General features: G+C 55.4%; 17 protein-coding genes and 2 pseudogenes. 10 read left to right on the forward strand and 9 right to left on the reverse strand.

Features of this window, described 5'->3' with window-relative positions; genetic code table 11:
• Positions 1-156 precede the first annotated feature (156 nt).
• Both Q1A44_RS06705 and Q1A44_RS06710 read left to right on the forward strand, forming a co-directional pair.
• On the forward strand, positions 157-855 hold the full coding sequence (locus tag Q1A44_RS06705; protein WP_299621772.1) for a GntR family transcriptional regulator: 699 nt from the start codon (positions 157-159) through the stop codon (positions 853-855).
• The gene (locus Q1A44_RS06710) at positions 852-1,682 is read left to right on the forward strand and encodes a GNAT family N-acetyltransferase (protein WP_299621775.1); all 831 of its coding nucleotides are present in this window, start codon (positions 852-854) and stop codon (positions 1,680-1,682) included. The genes Q1A44_RS06705 and Q1A44_RS06710 overlap by 4 nt, the downstream gene beginning before the upstream one ends.
• A gap of 92 nt (positions 1,683-1,774) precedes the next feature.
• Here Q1A44_RS06710 and Q1A44_RS06715 read toward each other — a convergent pair whose 3' ends face one another.
• Complete coding sequence (locus tag Q1A44_RS06715) at positions 1,775-2,335, reverse strand: nuclear transport factor 2 family protein (protein ID WP_299621778.1); 561 nt, start codon at positions 2,333-2,335, stop codon at positions 1,775-1,777.
• Positions 2,336-2,411: 76 nt separating this feature from the next.
• Complete coding sequence (locus Q1A44_RS06720) at positions 2,412-3,197, reverse strand: SDR family oxidoreductase (protein ID WP_299621781.1); 786 nt, start codon at positions 3,195-3,197, stop codon at positions 2,412-2,414.
• 119 nt (positions 3,198-3,316) lie between these two features.
• On the opposite strand from Q1A44_RS06720, the gene Q1A44_RS06725 reads away from it, so the two are divergent.
• Positions 3,317-4,216, forward strand: a complete 900-nt coding sequence (locus Q1A44_RS06725; protein ID WP_299621784.1) for a LysR family transcriptional regulator — start codon at positions 3,317-3,319, stop codon at positions 4,214-4,216.
• A 185-nt stretch (positions 4,217-4,401) separates the two neighbouring features.
• Here the strand turns inward: Q1A44_RS06725 and Q1A44_RS06730 are convergent, their stop codons facing one another.
• On the reverse strand, positions 4,402-4,956 hold the full coding sequence (locus Q1A44_RS06730; RefSeq protein WP_299621787.1) for a TetR/AcrR family transcriptional regulator: 555 nt from the start codon (positions 4,954-4,956) through the stop codon (positions 4,402-4,404).
• Positions 4,957-5,258: 302 nt separating this feature from the next.
• Here Q1A44_RS06730 and Q1A44_RS06735 point away from each other — a divergent pair, with 302 nt between their 5' ends.
• Complete coding sequence (locus tag Q1A44_RS06735) at positions 5,259-5,999, forward strand: hypothetical protein (protein ID WP_299621790.1); 741 nt, start codon at positions 5,259-5,261, stop codon at positions 5,997-5,999.
• Between the two features lie 416 nt (positions 6,000-6,415).
• On the opposite strand, the gene Q1A44_RS06740 is transcribed toward Q1A44_RS06735, so the two are convergent.
• Positions 6,416-6,985, reverse strand: coding sequence for a TetR/AcrR family transcriptional regulator (locus tag Q1A44_RS06740; RefSeq protein WP_299621793.1), 570 nt, complete (start codon positions 6,983-6,985; stop codon positions 6,416-6,418).
• Positions 6,986-7,115: 130 nt separating this feature from the next.
• Here Q1A44_RS06740 and Q1A44_RS06745 point away from each other — a divergent pair, with 130 nt between their 5' ends.
• The 3 genes from Q1A44_RS06745 (at position 7,116) to Q1A44_RS06755 (ending at position 9,028) form a co-directional block, all read left to right on the forward strand.
• A complete protein-coding gene (locus Q1A44_RS06745) occupies positions 7,116-7,493 on the forward strand; it encodes a DsrE family protein (RefSeq protein ID WP_299621796.1) in 378 nt (125 codons plus the stop codon).
• A 27-nt stretch (positions 7,494-7,520) separates the two neighbouring features.
• Positions 7,521-8,489 carry a pyridoxamine 5'-phosphate oxidase family protein gene (locus Q1A44_RS06750; RefSeq protein WP_299621799.1) on the forward strand — a complete coding sequence of 323 codons (969 nt, stop codon included), beginning with the start codon at positions 7,521-7,523 and terminating at the stop codon, positions 8,487-8,489.
• Positions 8,490-8,587: 98 nt separating this feature from the next.
• On the forward strand, positions 8,588-9,028 hold the full coding sequence (locus Q1A44_RS06755; protein WP_299621802.1) for a GFA family protein: 441 nt from the start codon (positions 8,588-8,590) through the stop codon (positions 9,026-9,028).
• Between the two features lies 1 nt (position 9,029).
• Here Q1A44_RS06755 and Q1A44_RS06760 read toward each other — a convergent pair whose 3' ends face one another.
• Positions 9,030-10,022, reverse strand: coding sequence for a LysR family transcriptional regulator (locus Q1A44_RS06760; protein WP_299621805.1), 993 nt, complete (start codon positions 10,020-10,022; stop codon positions 9,030-9,032).
• Here Q1A44_RS06760 and Q1A44_RS06765 point away from each other — a divergent pair.
• On the forward strand, positions 10,006-11,157 hold the full coding sequence (locus Q1A44_RS06765) for an FAD-dependent oxidoreductase (protein ID WP_299621809.1): 1,152 nt from the start codon (positions 10,006-10,008) through the stop codon (positions 11,155-11,157). The genes Q1A44_RS06760 and Q1A44_RS06765 overlap by 17 nt on opposite strands.
• Positions 11,154-11,354, forward strand: coding sequence for a hypothetical protein (locus Q1A44_RS06770; protein WP_299621811.1), 201 nt, complete (start codon positions 11,154-11,156; stop codon positions 11,352-11,354). The genes Q1A44_RS06765 and Q1A44_RS06770 overlap by 4 nt, the downstream gene beginning before the upstream one ends.
• A gap of 451 nt (positions 11,355-11,805) precedes the next feature.
• Here the strand turns inward: Q1A44_RS06770 and Q1A44_RS06775 are convergent, their stop codons facing one another.
• The 4 genes and pseudogenes from Q1A44_RS06775 to Q1A44_RS06790 form a co-directional block, all read right to left on the reverse strand.
• On the reverse strand, positions 11,806-14,946 hold the full coding sequence (locus tag Q1A44_RS06775) for an efflux RND transporter permease subunit (protein ID WP_299621813.1): 3,141 nt from the start codon (positions 14,944-14,946) through the stop codon (positions 11,806-11,808).
• Position 14,947: 1 nt separating this feature from the next.
• Positions 14,948-16,075 (reverse strand): efflux RND transporter periplasmic adaptor subunit, encoded by a 1,128-nt coding sequence (locus tag Q1A44_RS06780; RefSeq protein ID WP_299621816.1) that lies wholly within the window; start codon positions 16,073-16,075, stop codon positions 14,948-14,950.
• Positions 16,076-16,196: 121 nt separating this feature from the next.
• Positions 16,197-17,116: pseudogene (locus Q1A44_RS06785) on the reverse strand (IS3 family transposase); the annotation flags it as partial.
• 27 nt (positions 17,117-17,143) lie between these two features.
• Positions 17,144-18,251, reverse strand: a pseudogene (locus Q1A44_RS06790) (IS3 family transposase); the annotation flags it as partial.
• A gap of 504 nt (positions 18,252-18,755) precedes the next feature.
• Between Q1A44_RS06790 and Q1A44_RS06795 the strand changes: the two are divergent.
• Positions 18,756-20,144 (forward strand): integrase arm-type DNA-binding domain-containing protein, encoded by a 1,389-nt coding sequence (locus tag Q1A44_RS06795; protein ID WP_299621819.1) that lies wholly within the window; start codon positions 18,756-18,758, stop codon positions 20,142-20,144.
• Positions 20,145-20,276 lie beyond the last annotated feature (132 nt).

The following is a 20,276-nucleotide window of genomic DNA, read 5'->3' on the forward strand; positions in this document are numbered from 1 at the left end:
ACACGTCACCCGGTCTGCTGAAAATTCATGCTACGCAATCCGTGCATGACGCCAAATTGAGCACAAAATTGTATACAAAATTATTTACACTTGGGTACAAGCGCCAGACTTGAGGCATCCGGATGGCTCTGCCATGTGTATGAACGAGACAAAGAGATGACACGCCACATGCACCTAGCCCCCAAGCAATCTGCCACCAGTGATGCCATTGCACAGGCGATTTCACTGGCCATTCACGAGCACAGGATCGCACCGGGCACCAAGTTGGGCGAGGACGAGCTGGCGGAAATCTACGGCGTTTCGCGAACGGTTGTGCGTGCGGCCCTGCAAACACTGTCGCATATCAAGCTGATCGACATTCGGCGCAATAGGGGCGCGTCGGTGGCCTCTCCTTCGACAACTGAGGCACATGAGGTTTTTGAAGCGCGCGAACTGCTGGAACCGCGCACCGCACGCAGTGCCGCTAAACGGGCGACACCGGCAGATATCACGCGACTTGAGCGGCACATTAATGATGAACACGCCGCACTTGCTGCATCTGACCCGGGCCGCGCGCTCCATCTGTCGGGTCTGTTTCACACCGAAATTGCTCGGATCGCCGACCAGGCGACAATTGCTGGGTTCATTGAAACACTTGTTGCGCGGTCCTCGCTGATCATCGCGCTCTATTGGCGCAGGGAAAGCGCGCTGTGCGAAAAACATGCGCACCATGCTTTGGTTCAGGCCCTTGCCGATCAGAACGAAGATCAGGCTGAACAGTTGATGCGCAGTCACCTTGTCGACCTTCACTCGGCGCTCGATCTACGAGAACGCAATGCCCGCACCCTTTCGCTCAGGGATGCATTATCTCAATGAGCATTCGCGCGATGACTGCTGATGACTTGCAAACCGTCCTTGGGTGGGCCACCGACGAAGGTTGGAACCCCGGCCTGGATGACGCTGCAGCATTCCTTGCCGCTGATCCATCCGGTTTCCTCTTAAAGGAAGTGGATGGCGCACCCGTTGCGGCCATTTCGGTGGTCAATCACAACGCCGCCCTCGCATTCCTCGGCCTCTACCTGTGCAAGCCGGATTTTCGTGGACAAGGGCACGGCATGGACGTCTGGCGCGCGGGCATTGCCCATGCCGGAACGCGCAGCGTCGGCTTGGACGGTGTGCCCGACCAGCAAGAAAACTACGCAAGGTCAGGGTTTGTGAAATACGGCAGCACCATCAGGTTTGAAGGACGGATCAACGCGGAAGTCGAAACGAGGGGCCGATCCGCTGCAATCAGTGAGATTGAAACACTGATCACCCATGACGCAAGAGCGTGCGGCGGCGACCGATTGGCATTTGCGACGGCTTGGTTTCATCCAACGCCAAATCGGCAAACGATGGTTCTGACTGACGGGAGCGAGATCACAGGCTGGGCAACCTTCCGGCGCTGCATCTCGGGCACCAAAGTTGGTCCGCTCTACGCCGACACACAGACTGATGCTCAGGTCTTACTCGCTTCAAATCCATTTGCGACGGGCGACGAGCCCGTAATTGTAGATGTGCAAGGGCAACAATCACCCCTTGGTAAAATGCTACAACGGAGTGGATTTGAGCCGGTTTTCGAAACGGCCAGAATGTTCAAGGGCCCGCCACCTGAGGCGTGCCCAACACGTTTTCATGCAATCGCTACAATGGAACTTGGGTGACGGGCGTTCCCTGTGTTTGACTGGAAAGCCAGCCCCCCGCGATCTGCGCATCGCGCGAGTTCAACAGGGTTTGCCGATGTAACTCCGCAATCTTATTCACTTAGTCCAGCGGCCTTTTCGATGATGTACCAGTTGCCTTCGTTCCACGTGATGGTCTGTACCATTTTGGCGATTTTCCAACCTTCGTCGGTGCGTATCAACCAATTGTCATAGTGGCCGACCATCTTCTGCACCGGGCCACCCTTGGAGTTTGGAAGGTGGTGCCGGGCATGCAGCATCGAACGGACATACGCGGTATCGCCGTCAATCTGAATTGTCAGCGGCATTGCAATATGCTGCGTGCCCTCAAGGTTCGCAAAGAAGGGCTTGACCGCACTCACCCAGTCATCGGCTGACAGGGTTTGCAGCCCGCCACCGAGCGAGGCAGTGAAGTCCATCTGGATTTCATCGGTAAACACCGAGCGGTGCAGGTCCCAATCCTGCATGTCGAATGCAAGACCATAGTTCGTAATGACTTGGCGAATTTCCTCGCGATCCAAAAGGATTTGCAATTTGACCTCAGGGCTGCTGACCGGATCTACGATCGGGATTTGCTGCGCGGCAACAAAGGTTGGCAGGAGCGTCGCAGCGACAATTGCGATGATAGGTTTCATGATGTTTTCCTCTGAAGAGTAGAACCAGTCGGCGCAGCACTGTATCGCGCGACGCCACCCTGGTTGGACTGGCGTATCAGCGGGCCAGAAAGCCGCCATTGATGAACAGGGTTTGAGCAGTCACCCATTGGCTTCCATCTGAGGCCAGAAAGTCGATCAGTGGAACGACATCGGTGATTTCCCCCAACCGTCCGGCCACGCTCATGTTGCTGAGATATGCGGTCGATTGCTCAGTCTCCTCTCCATGAAAAAAGGCTGTGTTGATCGGACCGGGTGCCACGACATTGACAGTCACACCCCTACTGCCGATTTCCTTGGCAAGCGCCCGGCTGAAGTCTTCAAGTGGCGCCTTGGAACCAGCATAGAGGCCGTACATGCCTGTTGTGGCCCCCAAAAGGGTTGTGCCCATGTTGATGATCCGGCCGCCATCTTCAATGTGCTTGGCCGCCTGCTGCATGGCAAAGAAAGCAGCCTTGGTGTTGATGCCGAAGGCACGGTCAAAATCGACTTCAGAAATCTCGGCAAAGGGTTTCTTGACGACGACGCCTGCATTGTTGATGACGATGTCGATCCGCCCAAATGCTTCCTTGGCATCGGAAAAGACCGCTTCGATGGCTTTGGTATCAGAAAGATCGCCACTGGTGATCAAGGCGCGGACGCCGTTTTCCTCCACAAGGCGCGCCGTTTCTTCCGCGTCAGCAATCGAGTGGGCAGAATGGTGATGTACCACGATATCTGCGCCGCGCGCGGCAAGGCTTAGTGCGAAGGCGCGGCCCATGTTGCGCGCAGAGCCGGTGATCAGAGCAACTTTGCCTGTCAAGTCGCGGCCGTAGTTGGTCGATGTATTAGTGTAGGTTGTCATTTTCTTTCTCCATCTGGTTGGAGACAGGATCGTTCCTGCCTTGGGGAAGAAGATGGCGCCGGTGATGGAATTCATGTAGGCAGATAAAAGTCATTCACTACATGTCAAAAAAGCAATTAATGATCGAAACGAATGAACAGCTTTTTCTGCGTGTTGTAGACGCGGGCAGCCTCAAGGCCGCCGCCGAACAAGTGCATGCTGATCCCTCGGCGGTGAGCCGCAAGATTGCCGCGCTTGAAGACAGATTGGGCGTAAAATTGCTGCAGCGGTCGACCAAGCGCTCGACACCAACCGAAGCGGGTGCGCGGTATTACGAGGGAATGCGAGCGTTGATCTCACAGCAATCCGCGCTCGAGGCGCAAGTTGCGGGATTGGTTGATACGCCTATCGGCATTTTGCGCGTCGCCGCACCGGTCGATTTCGGGGCCGAATTCGTCGCCCCCGTTCTAAGTACATTGCAAGAACAGGCTCCAAGTCTGAAGGTGGAATTGCTGCTCGGCAGTACGTTTTCGGATCTGGTGGAACAGAACATCGACGTAGCCATCCGTATCGGACGCCTTCCCGACTCCAGCTTGATTGCCCGAAGGCTCGGAGCGGTGCCCAGAGTAATAGTGGCGTCGAAAGAGTACGTGCAAAAGCAGGGGTTGCCAGAAACACCGGATCAGACAGAGTTGCACCCGTTCATCATCTATAGGCCCGAACAGAACAACAGCGTGGTCAAGCTGCGTAGGGCCGGCAAACAAGTCTCGATGCAGATGTCGGGTTCCCTTACGGTGAACAGCGTGTCAGCCATTCGCAAACTCGTATGTGCGGGCAAGGGTCTGCATCTCGGCCCCACGTGGGTGTTCAAGGACGGTTTAACCGATGGGTCATTGGTCCAGGTGTTGCCAGAATTCGAGTTGGACACCTTTCCGCTTCACGCGCTCTATGTTCCTACCAGCTACGTCCCCGCCAAAGTCAGGGCATTCATTGACCTGATGATACAGTCGGTACGTTCCAACGCGGCAATATCCGAGTAAACGCAGCACGCACTGGAAGGCATCTGACGCGGCCCACTCAGTTGACCCAATCAAAAAGCAGCGCATTTCAGCATTGCCAAACGATTGCTGCATCCAATCACAACTCCGGATAATACATCGCGGAGGCTGAGAGCAGCAGAGTTGCGCTTACATAGTTTGCGTTCTCATAAGGTAAGAAGTTGCAGCTAATCTGTTCCTTGATCCAATTCAATGACCGCGTTTCTACCAGCGTCGATAATCCGGCTGGCTTCTGCATCCGAAGAGGCCAACCGGGCCAGAGTCATCGTTCCTACCAATAGAGCCAATGTCGCAACGCCATCGTCAGCCGCGGGGTCCCCGGCACCGTTTAACATCGATGAAATGCGGTCAATTGCGTTGGATGCTTCTGCCCGAACTCCGGCCCCAAGCCGGGTCACCTCTGCTCCGTTGGCGGCGAACGGACACCCCTGCCCTCTGTTCTTTAGGTGAGCGAGGGAGAGATATGTCGCAATGTAGTCTGCGCGTGTCTCGCTCTGCGTTGCACGTTGCGTCTTGCTCAAGAGTTCATCGGCAGACCTCTCAAATGCAGCGGCGATTAGGTCCTCCTTCGACGGGAAATGGCGATAAAATCCGCCCTGTGTCAGGCCAGCGGCCTGCATGACATCCGAAACGCTGGTGGCACTGATCCCATTCGTTCGAAACAGCCGCGCAGCCGCATCTATGATCCGTTTATGGCTCTTTTGTTTCTCAGCGTCCGACATTCTCGGCATGGGCCCGTCTCCTGGGGGATTGACATTTTAGAGGTTGTATAACATCTATATTTTAAGAGTTCAATGATACTCTAAAATCTCGCCCATTGAGACAGCCATGATCTATCGAGTCAAAATCCCGACAACAGGAAGCCCCGGCCTCTCCGATCACAGAGAGGCCGGGGCCGTCCGCGTCCTGAAGGCTGGGGGCACTCATATCAATAGATCGACAGCCTTCGGATGCGTCGAAGGTGGCTTTCCTTCCCTTGAATTCGGGCCTGCGAATTCGTCCATCACAATCTGAAAGAAATAACATGACAGACTTCCTCATTTTCTATGTGCGCACCTTTGCCGTTGCGCTGCCGCTGATCGCAATGGCGATCATGATGATCGGCGTCAGCCGAGCCAATCTGTCTGCGCAACAAACTGGCCTGGCCGTGACGGTCGCTGCGTTCCTTTTCGGGCTTTGGTTCGCAATCGTTGTGCCACCTTCGGAATCCAACGTCCTGAACGTACCGCCGACCCTTCAGGATCCACCGATTGTGCTGGCTTTCCTGTTTGGCGGTGCCTTGATCATTTGGGGGCTCGGCTGGCTCACCCCGCTGGGGCGGCGCATCACCTTGGCCACGCCGCTTGCCGCTCTTGCAGCCTTTCAAATTCCCCGCATTATGGGTGGCGTTTTTCTGATCGGGTGGCTTGGAGGCAGCATCCCACCCGAATTTGCACTGCCTGCAGGGCTGGGTGACATCTGGGCCGGGATCGCGGGATGGCAGGCCAGCAAAGCCTTGGCAAACGGCGCGCCGGACGCGCGAAAGCTGCTGATACGAGCAAATATCATCGGGATATTGGACTTCGTCTTTGCGGTCGCCCTTGGCATCATGACGTCCGAAGGATTTGCACATCTATTGTCCCATGATGCGCCGAACATCGTCAACGATCACCCATTGGCGCTGTTCCCGGCCTTCTTTGTTCCGATCTTCCTCGGCTTCCATTTTCTGTCGATCAGCAAACTCCGGGCCGAACGTCGGAACAAAGCGATGCCTGCGACATCGTAAGTCATCTGACCCAAAGCGGGCAAACCAGCAATCAGGCACTGCTGGTGCGCGCGGCCGCGCGCATCAGCAACCCTGCTTTTCAGGTTCTGCGACAGCCCCTACATTCAGCCCGTAAGAGGCCCGGAGGGCATCCTGCTTTTAGCTTCATCGCGGCGCTTCACAGGTTCACGCACACGCCCGGTGCGGCGGCGGCCATGCAAGGGTTCCTGCAAACATCTGACGGCGCTCTCGGAGCGGCACGTGCAGCCGCATTGACTGGCCCTTTTGCCGACATGTCTTTCCCAACTGTCATGTTTTGTGCGACGACGCTCAGTTAGCTGGTCGCGTCGTGCCTTATTCCCTGAGACCAACAGGATGGTCCCAGGCGCGAAAGACAGAGCCCATCGTTGAATTTATATACAACCGTCAGACGGGTCCTAGTGTCGTCCAAGCAGCTCCTCGGGCAGCGCTTCAAGAAAGCGTTCGAATGGTTTTTGCGACCCCGTCCCACGAGACAAGACAAGGCTGCCGTGTAACAACATGACGACACGTTCGGCTCGCGCTTGCCCCACGGCCTTCGCTGTCCCTTGTTCGGTGGCCAGCTGGCTCAGCGCTTCTATCAGCGCCTCGAAAATGCGCTTGATTGCACAGGCAAAGGGGCCCTCATAATCGCTGGCAGAACTCAGCATGTTCAAAATGCAGGCTTGTTTGCCGCCGGAGTAAAGCGCATCCAACTTTTGCACCAATAGCTGAACGCGTTCGTCGATGGGCGCGTCGGTCTTTAACGGATCAAACAGGTTTTCGGTTAGCCAGCTTTCAGTCACCGCCAGAACCTCTTTTGCCATCTGCTCTTTGCCACCGGGAAAGCGGTGATAGAGACTCGCACGTTGAAGGCCGGTTTCTTCGGACAGAATAGATAGGGTGGCCCCATCATACCCGGTGTCTCGAAACACACGGGACAACGCCTCAATCAGCTCGCCCTCTCCTATGCTTGATCTTCGCCCCAATGTCAGACCCTCCAGATCACCGTTTTGTTACCGAACGAACGGTAAAATATAATTGCCGACGCGCGATGCGCTCGCTATTCGATATTTGAACGTTCGTTCGGTAAAAACAAGTCAAGAACTGGAACCCTTCATGTCAAAAACTGCAATCGTCATCTACTCAGACCCAAAGGCAAACTCTGAAGAAGCGCTCGGCCGCGTGTTCAACGCGATGTTCCTTGCCTACGAACTAAAGGAAAAACACCAAGACGTTGCCCTTATCTTCCAAGGCACCGGTGTGCGCTGGGTCAATGAACTGGTCAATCCAGACCACCCTGCCAACCCGCTCTATAACGCAATCTCCGACAAGGTGGTGGGCGCCTGCCTAGGATGTGCAGATGTGTTTGGCGCGACCGAGGATGTCAAACTGACGGACGTGGCGCTTGTCGGCGACAAGGCGATCCCGGGCACGTCAGGTGTCATTGACCTGTCGCGTTACCTCGATGATGGGTACCGGATCGTGACCTTCTGAACAAAACAAACTGCGGTGCACCCCTGCTTGGGTGGTGCACCAACCAATCTTGACCAAAGGAAAGCTCAAGTGTTCCATCCCGGTGAGTTGGCAATTCAGGAGGCGACTGGCGTACGCGAGGTAGCTGCCGCGAACTCCAGATTGATTTGGCGGTCTGTGCCGGACCACGTCGTTCCTTTCATAACAGCGCAATCCTATTGCGTGATTGGCGGTGTCTCAGGTGACGGCAACACGTGGGCAGAGTTCGTTGTGGGTACCGAAGGCTTTGCAGCAATCCATGATGGCGGCGCAACTGTCACGATGTCTCTGACATCTGCCAGTGGTTCGAAACCTCAGCTTGATCTGGCGGTTGGGCATTACCTTGGTGTGCTGTTCATTGATCTTGCGACGCGCAAACGTCTGCGCGTCAATGGCCGCATTGCTTCGATTTCAGGTCAAATGCTCACTCTGTCTGTCGAGCAGTCCTACCCCAATTGCCCCAAATATGTTCAGGCGACGCGCTTGACGGTCAGCAGTACGACAAGAGGTCCGAAAGGCACGGTAGCGGGATCGACAATTACCCCCGAAGTATCGAATTGGATTGCAACTGCCGACATGTTCTTTGTGGCCAGTGCCACAATCAACGGACAAGCGGATGTATCGCATCGCGGCGGCAAACCAGGCTTTGTCAAGATCAACGGGCAGACGCTATTCATCCCGGACTACCCTGGAAACTCCATGTTCAGTACGCTTGGAAATTTCTTGTTGCGACCGCTCGCCGGTTTGACATTTCTCGACTTCGAAACCAACCGAATGCTGCAGTTGACGGGTGACATTGAACTTGAGTTCGACGCTTTAGGCGGCATGCCTGCGTCGATGGACACCGGTAGGTGGTGGGCTTTCAAAGCGAGAAAGTTCGTGATTTCTTCGATGAGTAAGGAAGTTTCCGCTGAATTCATCGACGCGTCGCCTTTCAATCCCGCAGTCATGCCATACCCATTGAAATCGGTACGGTAGGATCTTGGCGCGGCCAGACACGATCACCGAAGACAAGGGCAAACCTTCATCCTTGCTACAGAGCTGTGCAGCGCAACACTTCACAAAGGTAAGAAAAGATGTCCCAGAACGACGCTTCATCACGACCGAACATCAAAGGCGGCTGCCTTTGCGGCGCCGTCACTTACAGGGTAACCAGCACGTTTGAAAAGTTGTTTTTGTGTAGCTGTGACCAGTGCCGACACATTACCGGATCGGCATTTGCATCCAACCTGTTCGTGGACGTCCAAGGGTTTGAGTGGCATGGCGGATCGGAAAATATCATGAGGTATCAAGTCCCGGGACGCGATATTTCCAAATCGTTCTGCCGGGTCTGTGGGGCTGGCGTGCCGTGGATCAGCGGTAACGGCACAAAGATGATTGTTCCCGCCGGATCCCTGAGCGAACAGATCGAGGTTGCCGAACGGATCAGGATATTTGCTTCGGAACAACCAGACTGGGCAGCCGATCTGACACGCGTCCCGGCACATGCGACGTTTCCAAAACCTTCGGGAATATAGCTTACGGTCCCTCGAACAATTCCTTGTCGCTCCGGGCTCCGTCGATCATGGCATCGAAGATGGCCCGAACCCTACGGTTGCGTCGCATGTCGTTGTGGCACACGATCCAAAGATCCCCAACAGGCGTATCAAGTACATCGCTCGTGCGGCGCAAACCAGGCCAGACTTCCCCCAAGATCATCGGCAAGGCAGCGGCGTGGTCACCTTGCGCACACATCGCTGCGCGCAAAATCAGTGAACTTGAGAAGAACTGCGGACCTGCCATGGCATTGGGATCAAATGCGATGGAGCCGAAATGTTCAGCCAATCGCGGATCACCTGCATGCCCAATATATGCATCTGGCTGGCCTTTGACATCGCGGTGCCTTTTGTCTGCGACGTACGTCGCCCAACGGATCGTCGCGAGTTTTCTGCCAAAAAGTGCGTCCGAGCATAGCCGCTTTGGACGGATCGCAACGTCTGCTTCGTGGCGGGACAGATCAAGCATCCTGTCGCTGCTGACCACTTGCACTTTCAAATTGGGATGATCCCGCCCCAGTGTCATCACATGGCGCGCAACAAAGAAAGACGACAAGACCTCGCTCGTTGTGATCTTGACAGAACCAGACAGTGTTTGGCTTTCGCCGAACAAGTTGCGGGCCACACTAGCTGTCTCCTGCTCCATCTTTTCGGCGGCGGCCACGATGGCAGCGCCTTCCTCGGTTGGGACGTAATGCCCGTTGTCACGCTGAAAAAGAGGGATGTTCAGCTTGTCCTCGATGGCGGCAAGGCGCCGAAATACTGTCGACGTTGTCACGTTCAAATGGCCCGCAGCCTCTGCGACGCGTCCAAAACGAGCGATATTCAACACAAGCCGGTAATCGTCCCAATCAAGCATTGTCATTCTCTTTTTTGCGAGTCTGTAACGCATAATTGAACCTGTACTCGCAAATATGCAACTGGTACTCAAGTCTCCTGAAACAAATCGCGAGACTAAAATGTCAAAACTCAACATTGCCGGCGGCGGATTTGCAGGTGTCTGGGCGGCCATGGCCGCCGCAGCGACACGGCACCGTCAGAACGCAACCAACATCGAAATCACGCTTGTGTCCAAGGAACCGCATCTTTGCATTCGCCCTAGGCTCTACGAAGGTGCGCGGCCGGACATGCTGGTGCCATTGGAACCCTTGCTCGAAACGATAGGCGTGACTTTCCAGCAAGCCCAGATATCCCAAGTGACGCCCGCCGCAGTACATACCGACGACGGGGGAAAGCTGCATCATGACCGCCTGATCCTTGCCATGGGGAGCCAAGTCGCGATCCCCGCAATCCCCGGCGCCGCGCAATATGGCTTTGTCGTGGATACATATGAACAGACCGCACGACTTGATGCACATCTTTCCAAGCTGGACCCGACAACCTTCAACACATTCGCCTGCGTTGTCGTCGGCGCAAGCTTCAGCGGGCTTGAAGTGGCGACATCCTTGCGTGATCGCCTCGGGCCTGCGGCGGCGATCTACTTGATTGACCGGCAGAGTCTTGCGGGCCAATCACTGGGCGACAGCCTGACGCAAGACATCTCATCAGCGCTGGAATCGTCGAACATAGAATTTCTGGGCGGCGAGACTGTGGCTCGTGTTACGGCGGATCATGTCATCCTTAGCTCAGGCAAAGCGATTGGCGCAAAGACTGCCATATTCGCGACCGGCCTGCGGCCATCTCCCTTGGTCAGGAATATCGGCTTGCACGCAATCGACGGTCGGGTGCAGCTGGACCAGAACCTGCAAGTCATCGGGCAACGTGGTGTTTTTGCCGCTGGCGATGTTGGGGTGGCTGCGGCAGATGGGGCACACAAGACCTTGATGTCTTGCCAACACGCGATGCCCATGGGGGTCGTGGCGGGCCAAAACGCGGTGCTCAATCTGCTTGGACAGGAGATGCAGCCCTATGCTCAACCAGACTATGCAACCTGCCTGAGCCTTGGTGCGTCTAACGCCATTTTTACGCGCGGCTGGAACAGGGTCATCGCGATGTCGGGCACAGAAGGGGCCGCGATGAAGGCACAGATCAACGAAACTTGGATCTATCCACCGGACCCGGAATTGGGGCGCGATGCAATCTTTGAGGCCATTTTACCCACACAGATATGATGCCGGCAGCACCACGCCCTCCTTTAACTCAAACTCAGAAAGAGCTCTTGCGTCACAGACAAAAAATATTCCTGACTGGCGCCAGCCGCAGCATCGATCTGCTGACGGCGCAGGCGCTGGCAGCAGATGGACACAAGGACTATGCCGGAATGCCTGACATCGCGGGGTGCAATCAAACCGCAGCTTCCGGCTTATGAAAAAAACAGGCGGAAGGGCTCGATCTTACCCCCATCGAGCTTGATGTGAGTGACTTGCAAGCCTGCCAAGGCGCCATCGCCACAATCGAGGCAACAACGTATCTCAGGGAACCGTATTGCCCGATTGGCACGCCTTGGTGGGATTCACGAATTGGCATGACAACGCAGTTGCCGATAGCTTCTGTCAACTCTGGAGGCGATAGAAGTCCGGAAGCCACATCAATCGGACACGTGAACAAGCCAGAAGGGACGTGTTCGAATACATCGGGCTGTCATATGATCCAAAACGAAAGCTCACGAACAACGGCAACACACTAAAAAAGTAGGCGCAGCCTGTTTGGCGTGGCTTGCCACAGGCCTCCCGCAGGGAAGGCACAATACCGCCCTTCTTTGCTTTCGTCACCGCCGCGCCCCAAGACATCATAGCAGTTGCTTCTTATTTTTGAGAAACCTAACATCTTACGGGTTTTGGAAAGACCTGGCGGATCGCGACGTAGAACACTGGTGTGAAAAACAATCCTAAAAACGTCACCCCAGACATTCCAAAAAAGACAGCCGTGCCCAAGGCTTGGCGCATTTCCGAACCTGGACCCGTCGCGATCAAAAGCGGTACTACTCCGAGGATAAAAGCAAAAGCTGTCATCATAATGGGGCGCAGGCGCAGGCGACTTGCCTCTATCGCTGCGTCAATGGCGGACAGCCCGCGTTCTTCTTGGGCTTGTTTGGCAAATTCAACAATGAGAATTGCATTCTTGGCCGCCAAGCCGACTAGGACGATAAGTCCGACCTGGGTCAGGATATTGTTGTCCATGCCGCGGTACATAACACCAGCCAACGCGCCTAGAACGGCAAGGGGGACAACCAGGATAATGGCGACCGGCAATGCCCAGCTTTCATAGAGTGCCGCCAAGAAAAGGAAGGCGCACAGGATGGAGAACGCGAAAATATAGGTCGCCGTGTTGCCCTGGTTGCGTTCTTGAAGGGCCAGTTCGGTCCACTCAAAATCCACTCCTGATGGGGCAAGTGACGCTGCCAACTGTTCCATCGCAACCAACGCTTCGCCTGTTGAGACGCCCGGCGCGGCAGAACCCTGTACCGGCACAGAAACTTGTTGATTATAGCGCTGTACCAATGCGGGACCTGCCGTTTCAACGATGGACACAAGCGTGCCAAGCGGGACCAAAGCGCCCGTCGCGGACCTGACCTTGAGGGCCGAAATATCAGCTTCTTCAAGGCGGAACCTTTCGTCAGCTTGGGCGCGGACCTGAAACAACCGCCCAAAGGCGTTAAAGTCGTTCACATAAGCAGACCCCAGATTGATCGACAATGTTTCGAATATAGCGCCAATCGGCACATTCAGCATCTGGGCGCGCACGCGGTCAATCTCGAGATAGACCTGCGGCGACGAGGCGGAGAATGTGGTGAAAACACCTTGGACCGCATCGGACTGTGCAGATGCCCCCATGATGGCATAGGCGGTGCCCAGCACGCGGGACATATCGGCGCTTTCGTTTTCCCTGAGTTGCAGCTTGAAACCGCCACCATTGCCCACGCCGCGCACGGCAGGGGGCGCGATTGCAATAATGAACGCCTCGCGCAGAGCCTGCATCCGGCCAAAGAGCTGACCCACGATGGCCGCCGCATTCAGGCCGCTTTCGACGCGCGCATCAAAGCCTTCAAAGGTGGTAAAGATAACCCCCTGGTTGCTGGCGTTGGTAAATGTAGCCCCTGAAAACCCCGCAAAGGCGACGGCATTTGTCACCCCTGGCGTATCCAATGCGATGTCGGTGGCTTGACGAATGATGGCGTCAGTCCGCTCAAGCGACGCGCCGTCCGGCAATTGCACAACCACGATGGCATAACCTTGATCCGCGTCCGGAATGAATCCGGTGGGCACCTCTTGACTGACCCAATAGGTCGTCCCGATCAGACCGGCGAACACGACAATGGACACCAACAACATGCGGACGGAGCTGACCAAGAGCGTCACCAGCCGTGCATACCAGTCCGTCAGCTTGTCAAAGCCCGCGTTGAAACCGCGCGCCAGTGGGGCGGTCAGCAGCGCAACAGGGTTTCGCGAGGGCACGTCCGAATGCGGTTTGAGAATACTCGCCGCGAGGGCGGGCGATAGACTGAGCGAGTTGATAGTCGAAATGACGGTCGCGACCGAAATCGTCACCGCAAATTGTCGATAAAACTGCCCGGTGATGCCCGGCACTAGAGCCGCTGGCACAAAGACCGCGATCAGAACCAACGTCGTACCAATGATGGCGGTCTGCACCTCATCCATCGTGTGCGCCGACGCCTCGCGCGGGGTCATTCCGTTGGCAATGTTGCGCTCCACGTTTTCGACCACAACGATAGCATCATCGACAACGATGCCAATCGCGAGGATCAATCCGAACAAGGTCAGCAGATTCAGAGTATAGCCAAGCGCCAGCATAACCGCAAAGGTACCAATCAGAGATACCGGGATGGCCAAAAGCGGTATTACAGCCGTGCGCCAGCTTTGCAAAAAAACGATGATCACGACAACGACCAACAAGATCGCCTCAAACAGCGTCTGATAGACCGCATTCACGGAAGCTGCGATAAACTCTGTGGGGTTGTAGACGACTTGGTATTCTAGACCTTGGGGGAAATCCTCGGCCAGTTCATCCATGACTGCGATAATCTCGTCGGCCGAGGCAAGCGCGTTTGACCCCGGGCGTTGGAATATTCCCAAGGCGACGGCAGGCTTGTTATTGAGATACGAGTTGTTGACATATGAGCGCGCCCCAATCTCGATCCGTGCCACATCGCGCACCCGTACCACGCGGCCTTCATCGGACGCTTTGACAATGACCCTGCCGAACTCTCGCGGGCTTTCCAGTCTGCCTTGGGTTGTGACGGTAACTTGAAATGCGCTGTCGCTTTCATTGGGCGGGGCCCCCAGAGAACCACCCGACACCTGAACGTTCTGTTCTCGCAGTGCCGCAACCACGTCACCCGCAGTCAAGCCCAGAGAGGAAAGACGATCAGGGTCTAGCCAAACACGGGCCGAAAATTCGCGTTCACCAAAGATGATCAGGTCACCCACACCGTCCAACCGCACGAGCCTGTCGCGTACCCGCGCACGGGCATAATTCGATACGTACAGTTGATCGAAGGTTTCGTCCGGCGACAGCATATGCACGACCATCATCAGATCTGGCGATGATTTAGTTGTGGTCACGCCCAAGGCGCGGACTTCCTGTGGCAGTCGTGGTTCGGCAGTTGCAACACGATTTTGAACAAGAACCTGTGCTGCGTCTAGATCGGTGCCCAACTCAAACGTGATCGTAAGGCTCATCGAGCCGTCGGCCGTGGAATACGACGACAGATAAAGCATCCCTTCAACACCGTTGATTTCCTGCTCCAACGGTGTCGCAACCGTGGCCGCAATTGTCTCGGCATCCGCGCCCGGATAATTCGCGCGCACCACGATCGACGGGGGGGCAATCTCGGGATATTGTTCGATCGGCAATTGCGTATACGAGATAAGACCAACAATCGAGGTCAGCACCGCAACAACGATGGCAAAGATCGGGCGGTTTACAAAGAAACGGCCCATATCAATTCTGCGCGACGGGTGGCAGTTCCACCATTTCGGGTGCCACAACCGACCCTGGTCGCGCCCGAATGATGCCTTCGACGACAATCACCTCGGACCCTTCCAGTCCGTCGCGGATTACCCTGTATCCATCGATCCTTGGCCCCGGGCGCACCGGAATGGGTGTCACGTTGCCCTCATCGTCAACCGACATGACAAGGCGGCGGTTTTGGTCGGCGACAATGGCCGCGTCCGGAACGAGGATACCTTCGTAAGGCAGCGACCCGGGCACGTTCACGCGCCCGAACAGACCAGGCGTCAGGATATCATCCGGGTTGTCCAGAACGGCGCGCACCCGCATCGTACCCGTTTCGCTGTCGATCCTGTTTTCTGAAAAGTCCAGATACCCCACTTGGGGTGGAATGCTCCTGTCCGAAACTGAAACTCTGACTTCAAGTCCGCCACCGCCCTCTTGCAGCGACACGCCGCGAACGCGTGCATCCCGTGCGTAAGCCAGAAAATACCTCTCATCGATATCGAAATTGAAATAAATGGGATCAGATGAGATGATCGATGTTAGCATTGTATCATTGGCCAAAACGAGGTTGCCCGGGTCCACCAGAGCCTGATCAATGCGTCCCGCCATTGGTGCGGTGATTTGGGAATATTCAAGATCCAGTTCCGCCAACTCAAGCGCTGCGCGCGACTGCTCCAACGTACCTTGCGCGGAAAGAAACGCCTCGCGGCGCGCGTCAACTGTGCTTTGTGGGATATTTCCGTTCGCAATCAGAGCCTCCGCACGCTCCAGCTGTTCCTCGGCGAAATCATATGTCGCTTGGGCGACATCAATCAGCGCCTGCGCCTGCCTGAGCGCGGTGCGAAACTGGCGTTGATCAATGGTGAAAAGAACTTGGCCTTCTTCGACGATGCTGCCGTCGGAAAAGTGGACTTCTTGAAGATAGCCGGTCACCCGCGCCCTGATAGACACATCCGCTCGCGCCTCAAATCGGCCAACGAATTCATCATCTTCAACAATTGTCTTGACGACAGGGCGCGCCACTGTAACCGGAGGCGGCCCTTGTTGCGCAACGGAAAACGAGGGCATCAGAGCAATCAAGATTGCGAGAAATAAGCCGATAGTCTGTTGCATTGTCTGGTCCGCAATGAAGGGGTTTTGTGACCTGACGGTCAGGAACGGTTCTGTACCGAAGGTCGCATTTGGATGTGGAGCACACAAGATGAAATATCACCCAATCAAGCGGTGGTTGGCCCCGCCGCTGCGGATTGTAAAGCCGCTCGATGTAGTCGAAGACATCTGCGCGCGGCTGGCTGCTTGTCCGATAGGTTTTTCGCCTGAGCCTTTCGGTTTTCAGCGAAGAGAAGAGGCTCTCCATCGCAGCGTTGTCTCGGACATTTCCGGATCGGCTCATCAAGCATGTGATGCCTTGATCAGCAATCAGCCTTTGGAAAGGCTCGCTGGTGTATTGGCTGCCTTGGTCCGAGTGGTGCAGAAATTCTTTCGGTCGGCCCCTGCTCCGGATCGCCATGATCAAGGCGTCTGTGACCATCTGGAAGGTCATCTGATCGCTCACGGACCAACCACACGGCGCGAGAACACAACGATGACGGCTGCAAAAGAGAGCCAGCGCTCAGCCGTCCAGACCTAGGTGAAGTCGGCCACCCATTTCTGGTTCGGGCCGTTTGCATCGAACTCTCGCTCAAGCACGTTGGCAGCTATGATCGACCTCGTGACCTCGTCTTTCGGTGGTCGCCGACGCTTTGGACGAGCTCTGAATGCCGCTTGCCGCATCAATCGCTCGACGCAATGCAACCCGCAGGAATAGCCCTCTTCAAGAAGCTCGTGCCAGACCCGTCGAGCACCATAGATCCGGTCCGATCGCAGAAAGCGCGCACGGATCGCCCCCGATAGCTCTTCGTCGCGGATCGACCGGTCGCTGCGTGGTCGTGTCAGCCAGGTATGGAAGCCGCTCAGTGCCACACCGAGCGCGTCACACATCCAACTGACTGGCCAGACCCCTCCGTGCTTCGCCACAAACCCAAACATTAAAGCTGGTCCTTGGCGAAGTAGGCGTTCGACCATTGTCCTCGGACCAATGGCGGAAGATGATCTCACCCTTTTCAAGATGTCCCGCTCCTCCTTCAGTTTCGACACTTCGCGCCGTAGGTTCTGACCTGCTCCCCTTTGAGTCCGCTGATTTAGGTTAGCTCTGTTCAGGTTTTGGTCTTCCTTTGACCGGGTAGCATATTCGTATGGGGTCAGGCCAGCGAGGCAGGAGTGAGGCCGGTGGTGATTGTAGTCGGCGCGCCATGCCGCAATCATGCGGCAGGCATGGCGCAAAGACGGGAACAGGTGTTCGGTCAGGCACTCTTCCCGCATCCGGCCGTTGAAGTCTTCGACCAGACCGTTCTGCATCGGCTCGCCCGGCGCGATGTAGTGCCAGCCGACTTGGCGGTCTTTCTGCCATTTCAGGATTGCGTTCGAAGTCAGCTCTGTGCCGTTGTCCGAGACCACCATGCACGGGTAACCGCGCAACTCGGCGATCCGATCCAGTTCGCGGGCGACACGCGCACCACCGATTGATGTATCGACCATGCCGGCCAGGCATTCCCGGCTAAAGTCGTCGATGACATTCAGCACTCGGAACCTGTGGCCATCCGCCAGCGCGTCAGACATGAAGTCGAGCGGCCACCGTTGGTTTGGGCCTTGCGGGATTGCCATCGGGGTCTTCGTGCCCACTGCGCACTTGCGTCCGCCCTGTTTGCGAACTGTTAACCCTTCTTCCCGGTAGAGCCGATACAGCTTCTTCCAATTCACTTGCCATCCCTCGCGCTGCAGTAGGATGTGCAGGCGTCGATAGCCAAACCGCCGCCGTTCTGACGCCAGTTCTTTCATCCTTGTCCGCAGTTCCGTGTCGGCAGAGCGCTTAGACCTGTGCCGATACACACGCGGATCGATCCCGGCCAACGCACAAGCGCGTCGTTGATTGTAACCCTTGGTCTTCATCGCCCAGTCCACAGCATTCCTCCTTGAACCAGGCCTCAGAAGTTTCTTCCGAGCATCTCTTTCAGCGTCGCCACATCCATCATCTGTTCGGCCAGCATTTTTTCAGCTTAGTGTTCTCGCTTTCCAGCGTCTTCAAACGCCGCGCGTCGGACACTTCCATGCCGCCATACCTGGAGCGCCATTTGTAGAATGTCGCATCGCTGATCCCGTGCTTGCGGCACAACTCCCTCGCCCCAAGCCCAGCCTGGTGCTCCTTCAGAATCCCAATGATCTGTTCTTCGCTGAAACGGCTTCTCTTCATAGTCTGTCTCCTCAGTTGGAGAACAGGCTAACCTCAAATCGAGGACTTTTTAGGGGAGCAGGTCAACAAGCGCCTATAGGAAAGTTGTACGTGCAAAAGCGTCAACCGTAGATTTTTCAGGTTTCTCGGACCTTTTGTCTCATATCGACCAATGCTAGACGCACTACACGACGGTCGTGTCCATGGCATTACCGGCGGCAACAACGGGAACTACTGGAACCCCGTAGGTGTGGATTGACTGAATTTGAACCGGGGAGGATTGCTACCCCAACCCAAATTAGGCAATCTCACAATACGTCAAGCTAACCGCGAGTCATTTTTTTCACTTGATTTTAATGGTGCCGGGGGCGGCACCATTTTACATCCATATCAGAATTCGATATCTTTATCAAAACCCCTTAAAAACATAGCGTAGACGACCAAATTTTCGCCCCAATCTTAGGATACAGAAGCCAAACTGCCCCCTCGTTTGCCCCCTCTGCAAGAAAACTCTGGAACTCGAAAATGCCTCGATATCTTTTATCTGACGCCAAATGCCGAAATGCCAAGGAAGGCGAGCACGGCGACGGCGGAGGTTTGTATCTCGACGTCAAAGGAACCGGTACAAAAAGTTGGAAATATCGGTGGTCGTCGCCCCCGGGAGACACTGCACGGCCCAAAATGGGGTTGGGGTCTTATCCCACTATTACATTAGCTGAGGCACGTATCGAGCACGAGCGCTGCCGAAAGCTGGTGGCGCAAGGAGTGGACCCTCGAACTGAACGCAAAACGGTGATGAAACCTGAAACGCTCAATGAAGCCACCGACAAGTATTTTGAGCTTAAACGCGAGGGGCTCAAAAGAAACGGGCAAGCTGGACGATGGCTTAGCCCTTTGAACAATCATATTTTGCCCAAGCTCGGGAGCAAGCCGGTTGCGAAACTAACGGTTGAAGATTGCGTAGAAGTTTTGGAGCCCGTCTGGCGTCAAGATACTGGTCGCAAGGCACTCGACCGTTTGGCGCAGGTGTTGACCAATGCAAAAGCTAGAAACCCCGAAGTCTTGGGAAGTCACAACGACATTAGGGAGAGCATTAGAGCGCTGCTGCCGCATGTAAGGCGGAAGAACAAGAAGCACCCATCACTACCTTGGGATCAAGTTCCCTCCCTTTGGATGAGCCTCGGCGGTTCAGTTTTTGACGTAGGTTTCAAGTTTTATCTCTTGAACTTACCTCGAACCGCAAATGTGACCCAAATGGTTTGGGCCGAGGTCAATTGGGAGGAAAAAATCTGGGACATTCCCGGTGAACGGATGAAAACAGGCGAGGAATTTGCCGCACCACTTGCTTGGCAATCCATGGCCATACTTCGGAAAGCAAAGTCAGAGTTTTCCTCAAAGAACGACTTTGTTTTCCCATCAGAAACCGCGTGGAAGAAGGGTGTCATATCAGAGAACACTTGGCGGTTGTGGCTTCGTTCTAACGGTTGGAAGGCAAAGGATGGTCGCTTTGCTGTTCCTCACGGTTTCCGAGCTTCATTCGGCACTTGGTGTCAGGATAATCAGATTTGTGATGGCCAAATGGCTGAACGGTGTATTCAGCACCGTGTCGATTCTCAGAAAGCGGCAGCATACTTGCGGTCAGAACTCTTGGATCAACGATCAGCAATTATGCAGAAGTGGGCAAATTTCGTTACGAGCCTTGAAGATGAAAAAATCCAAAAAGCTCGCGCAGAGGAAGAAGTGCAACGTGAGCTAGATGAGCCGCTCGAACGCGAAAACACGCAAGGCAAACGGCGAACTGGGCGCGAGGTTATGGAGTGGCTTCGTGAGGACAGTGTTGAACAAGAAGAAGCCGTTGAACATGATGAAACAATGGCGAGAGACCTTGCGTGGATAAGTCAACCAGACGACTAAATTTTTGAAATTTCTGAAATGCTATGGTTTTAAAAACTGGCAGGGGGGTGTTTTCCGGGCGGGTCCCCTTGATTGTTAAGTGAAGTCCTTATTTGCTTTGCCAACGGCAGACAGCGACTTCGCGCTCGCACG

It is taken from the genome of uncultured Tateyamaria sp. (assembly GCF_947503705.1).
Lineage (GTDB): Bacteria > Pseudomonadota > Alphaproteobacteria > Rhodobacterales > Rhodobacteraceae > Tateyamaria.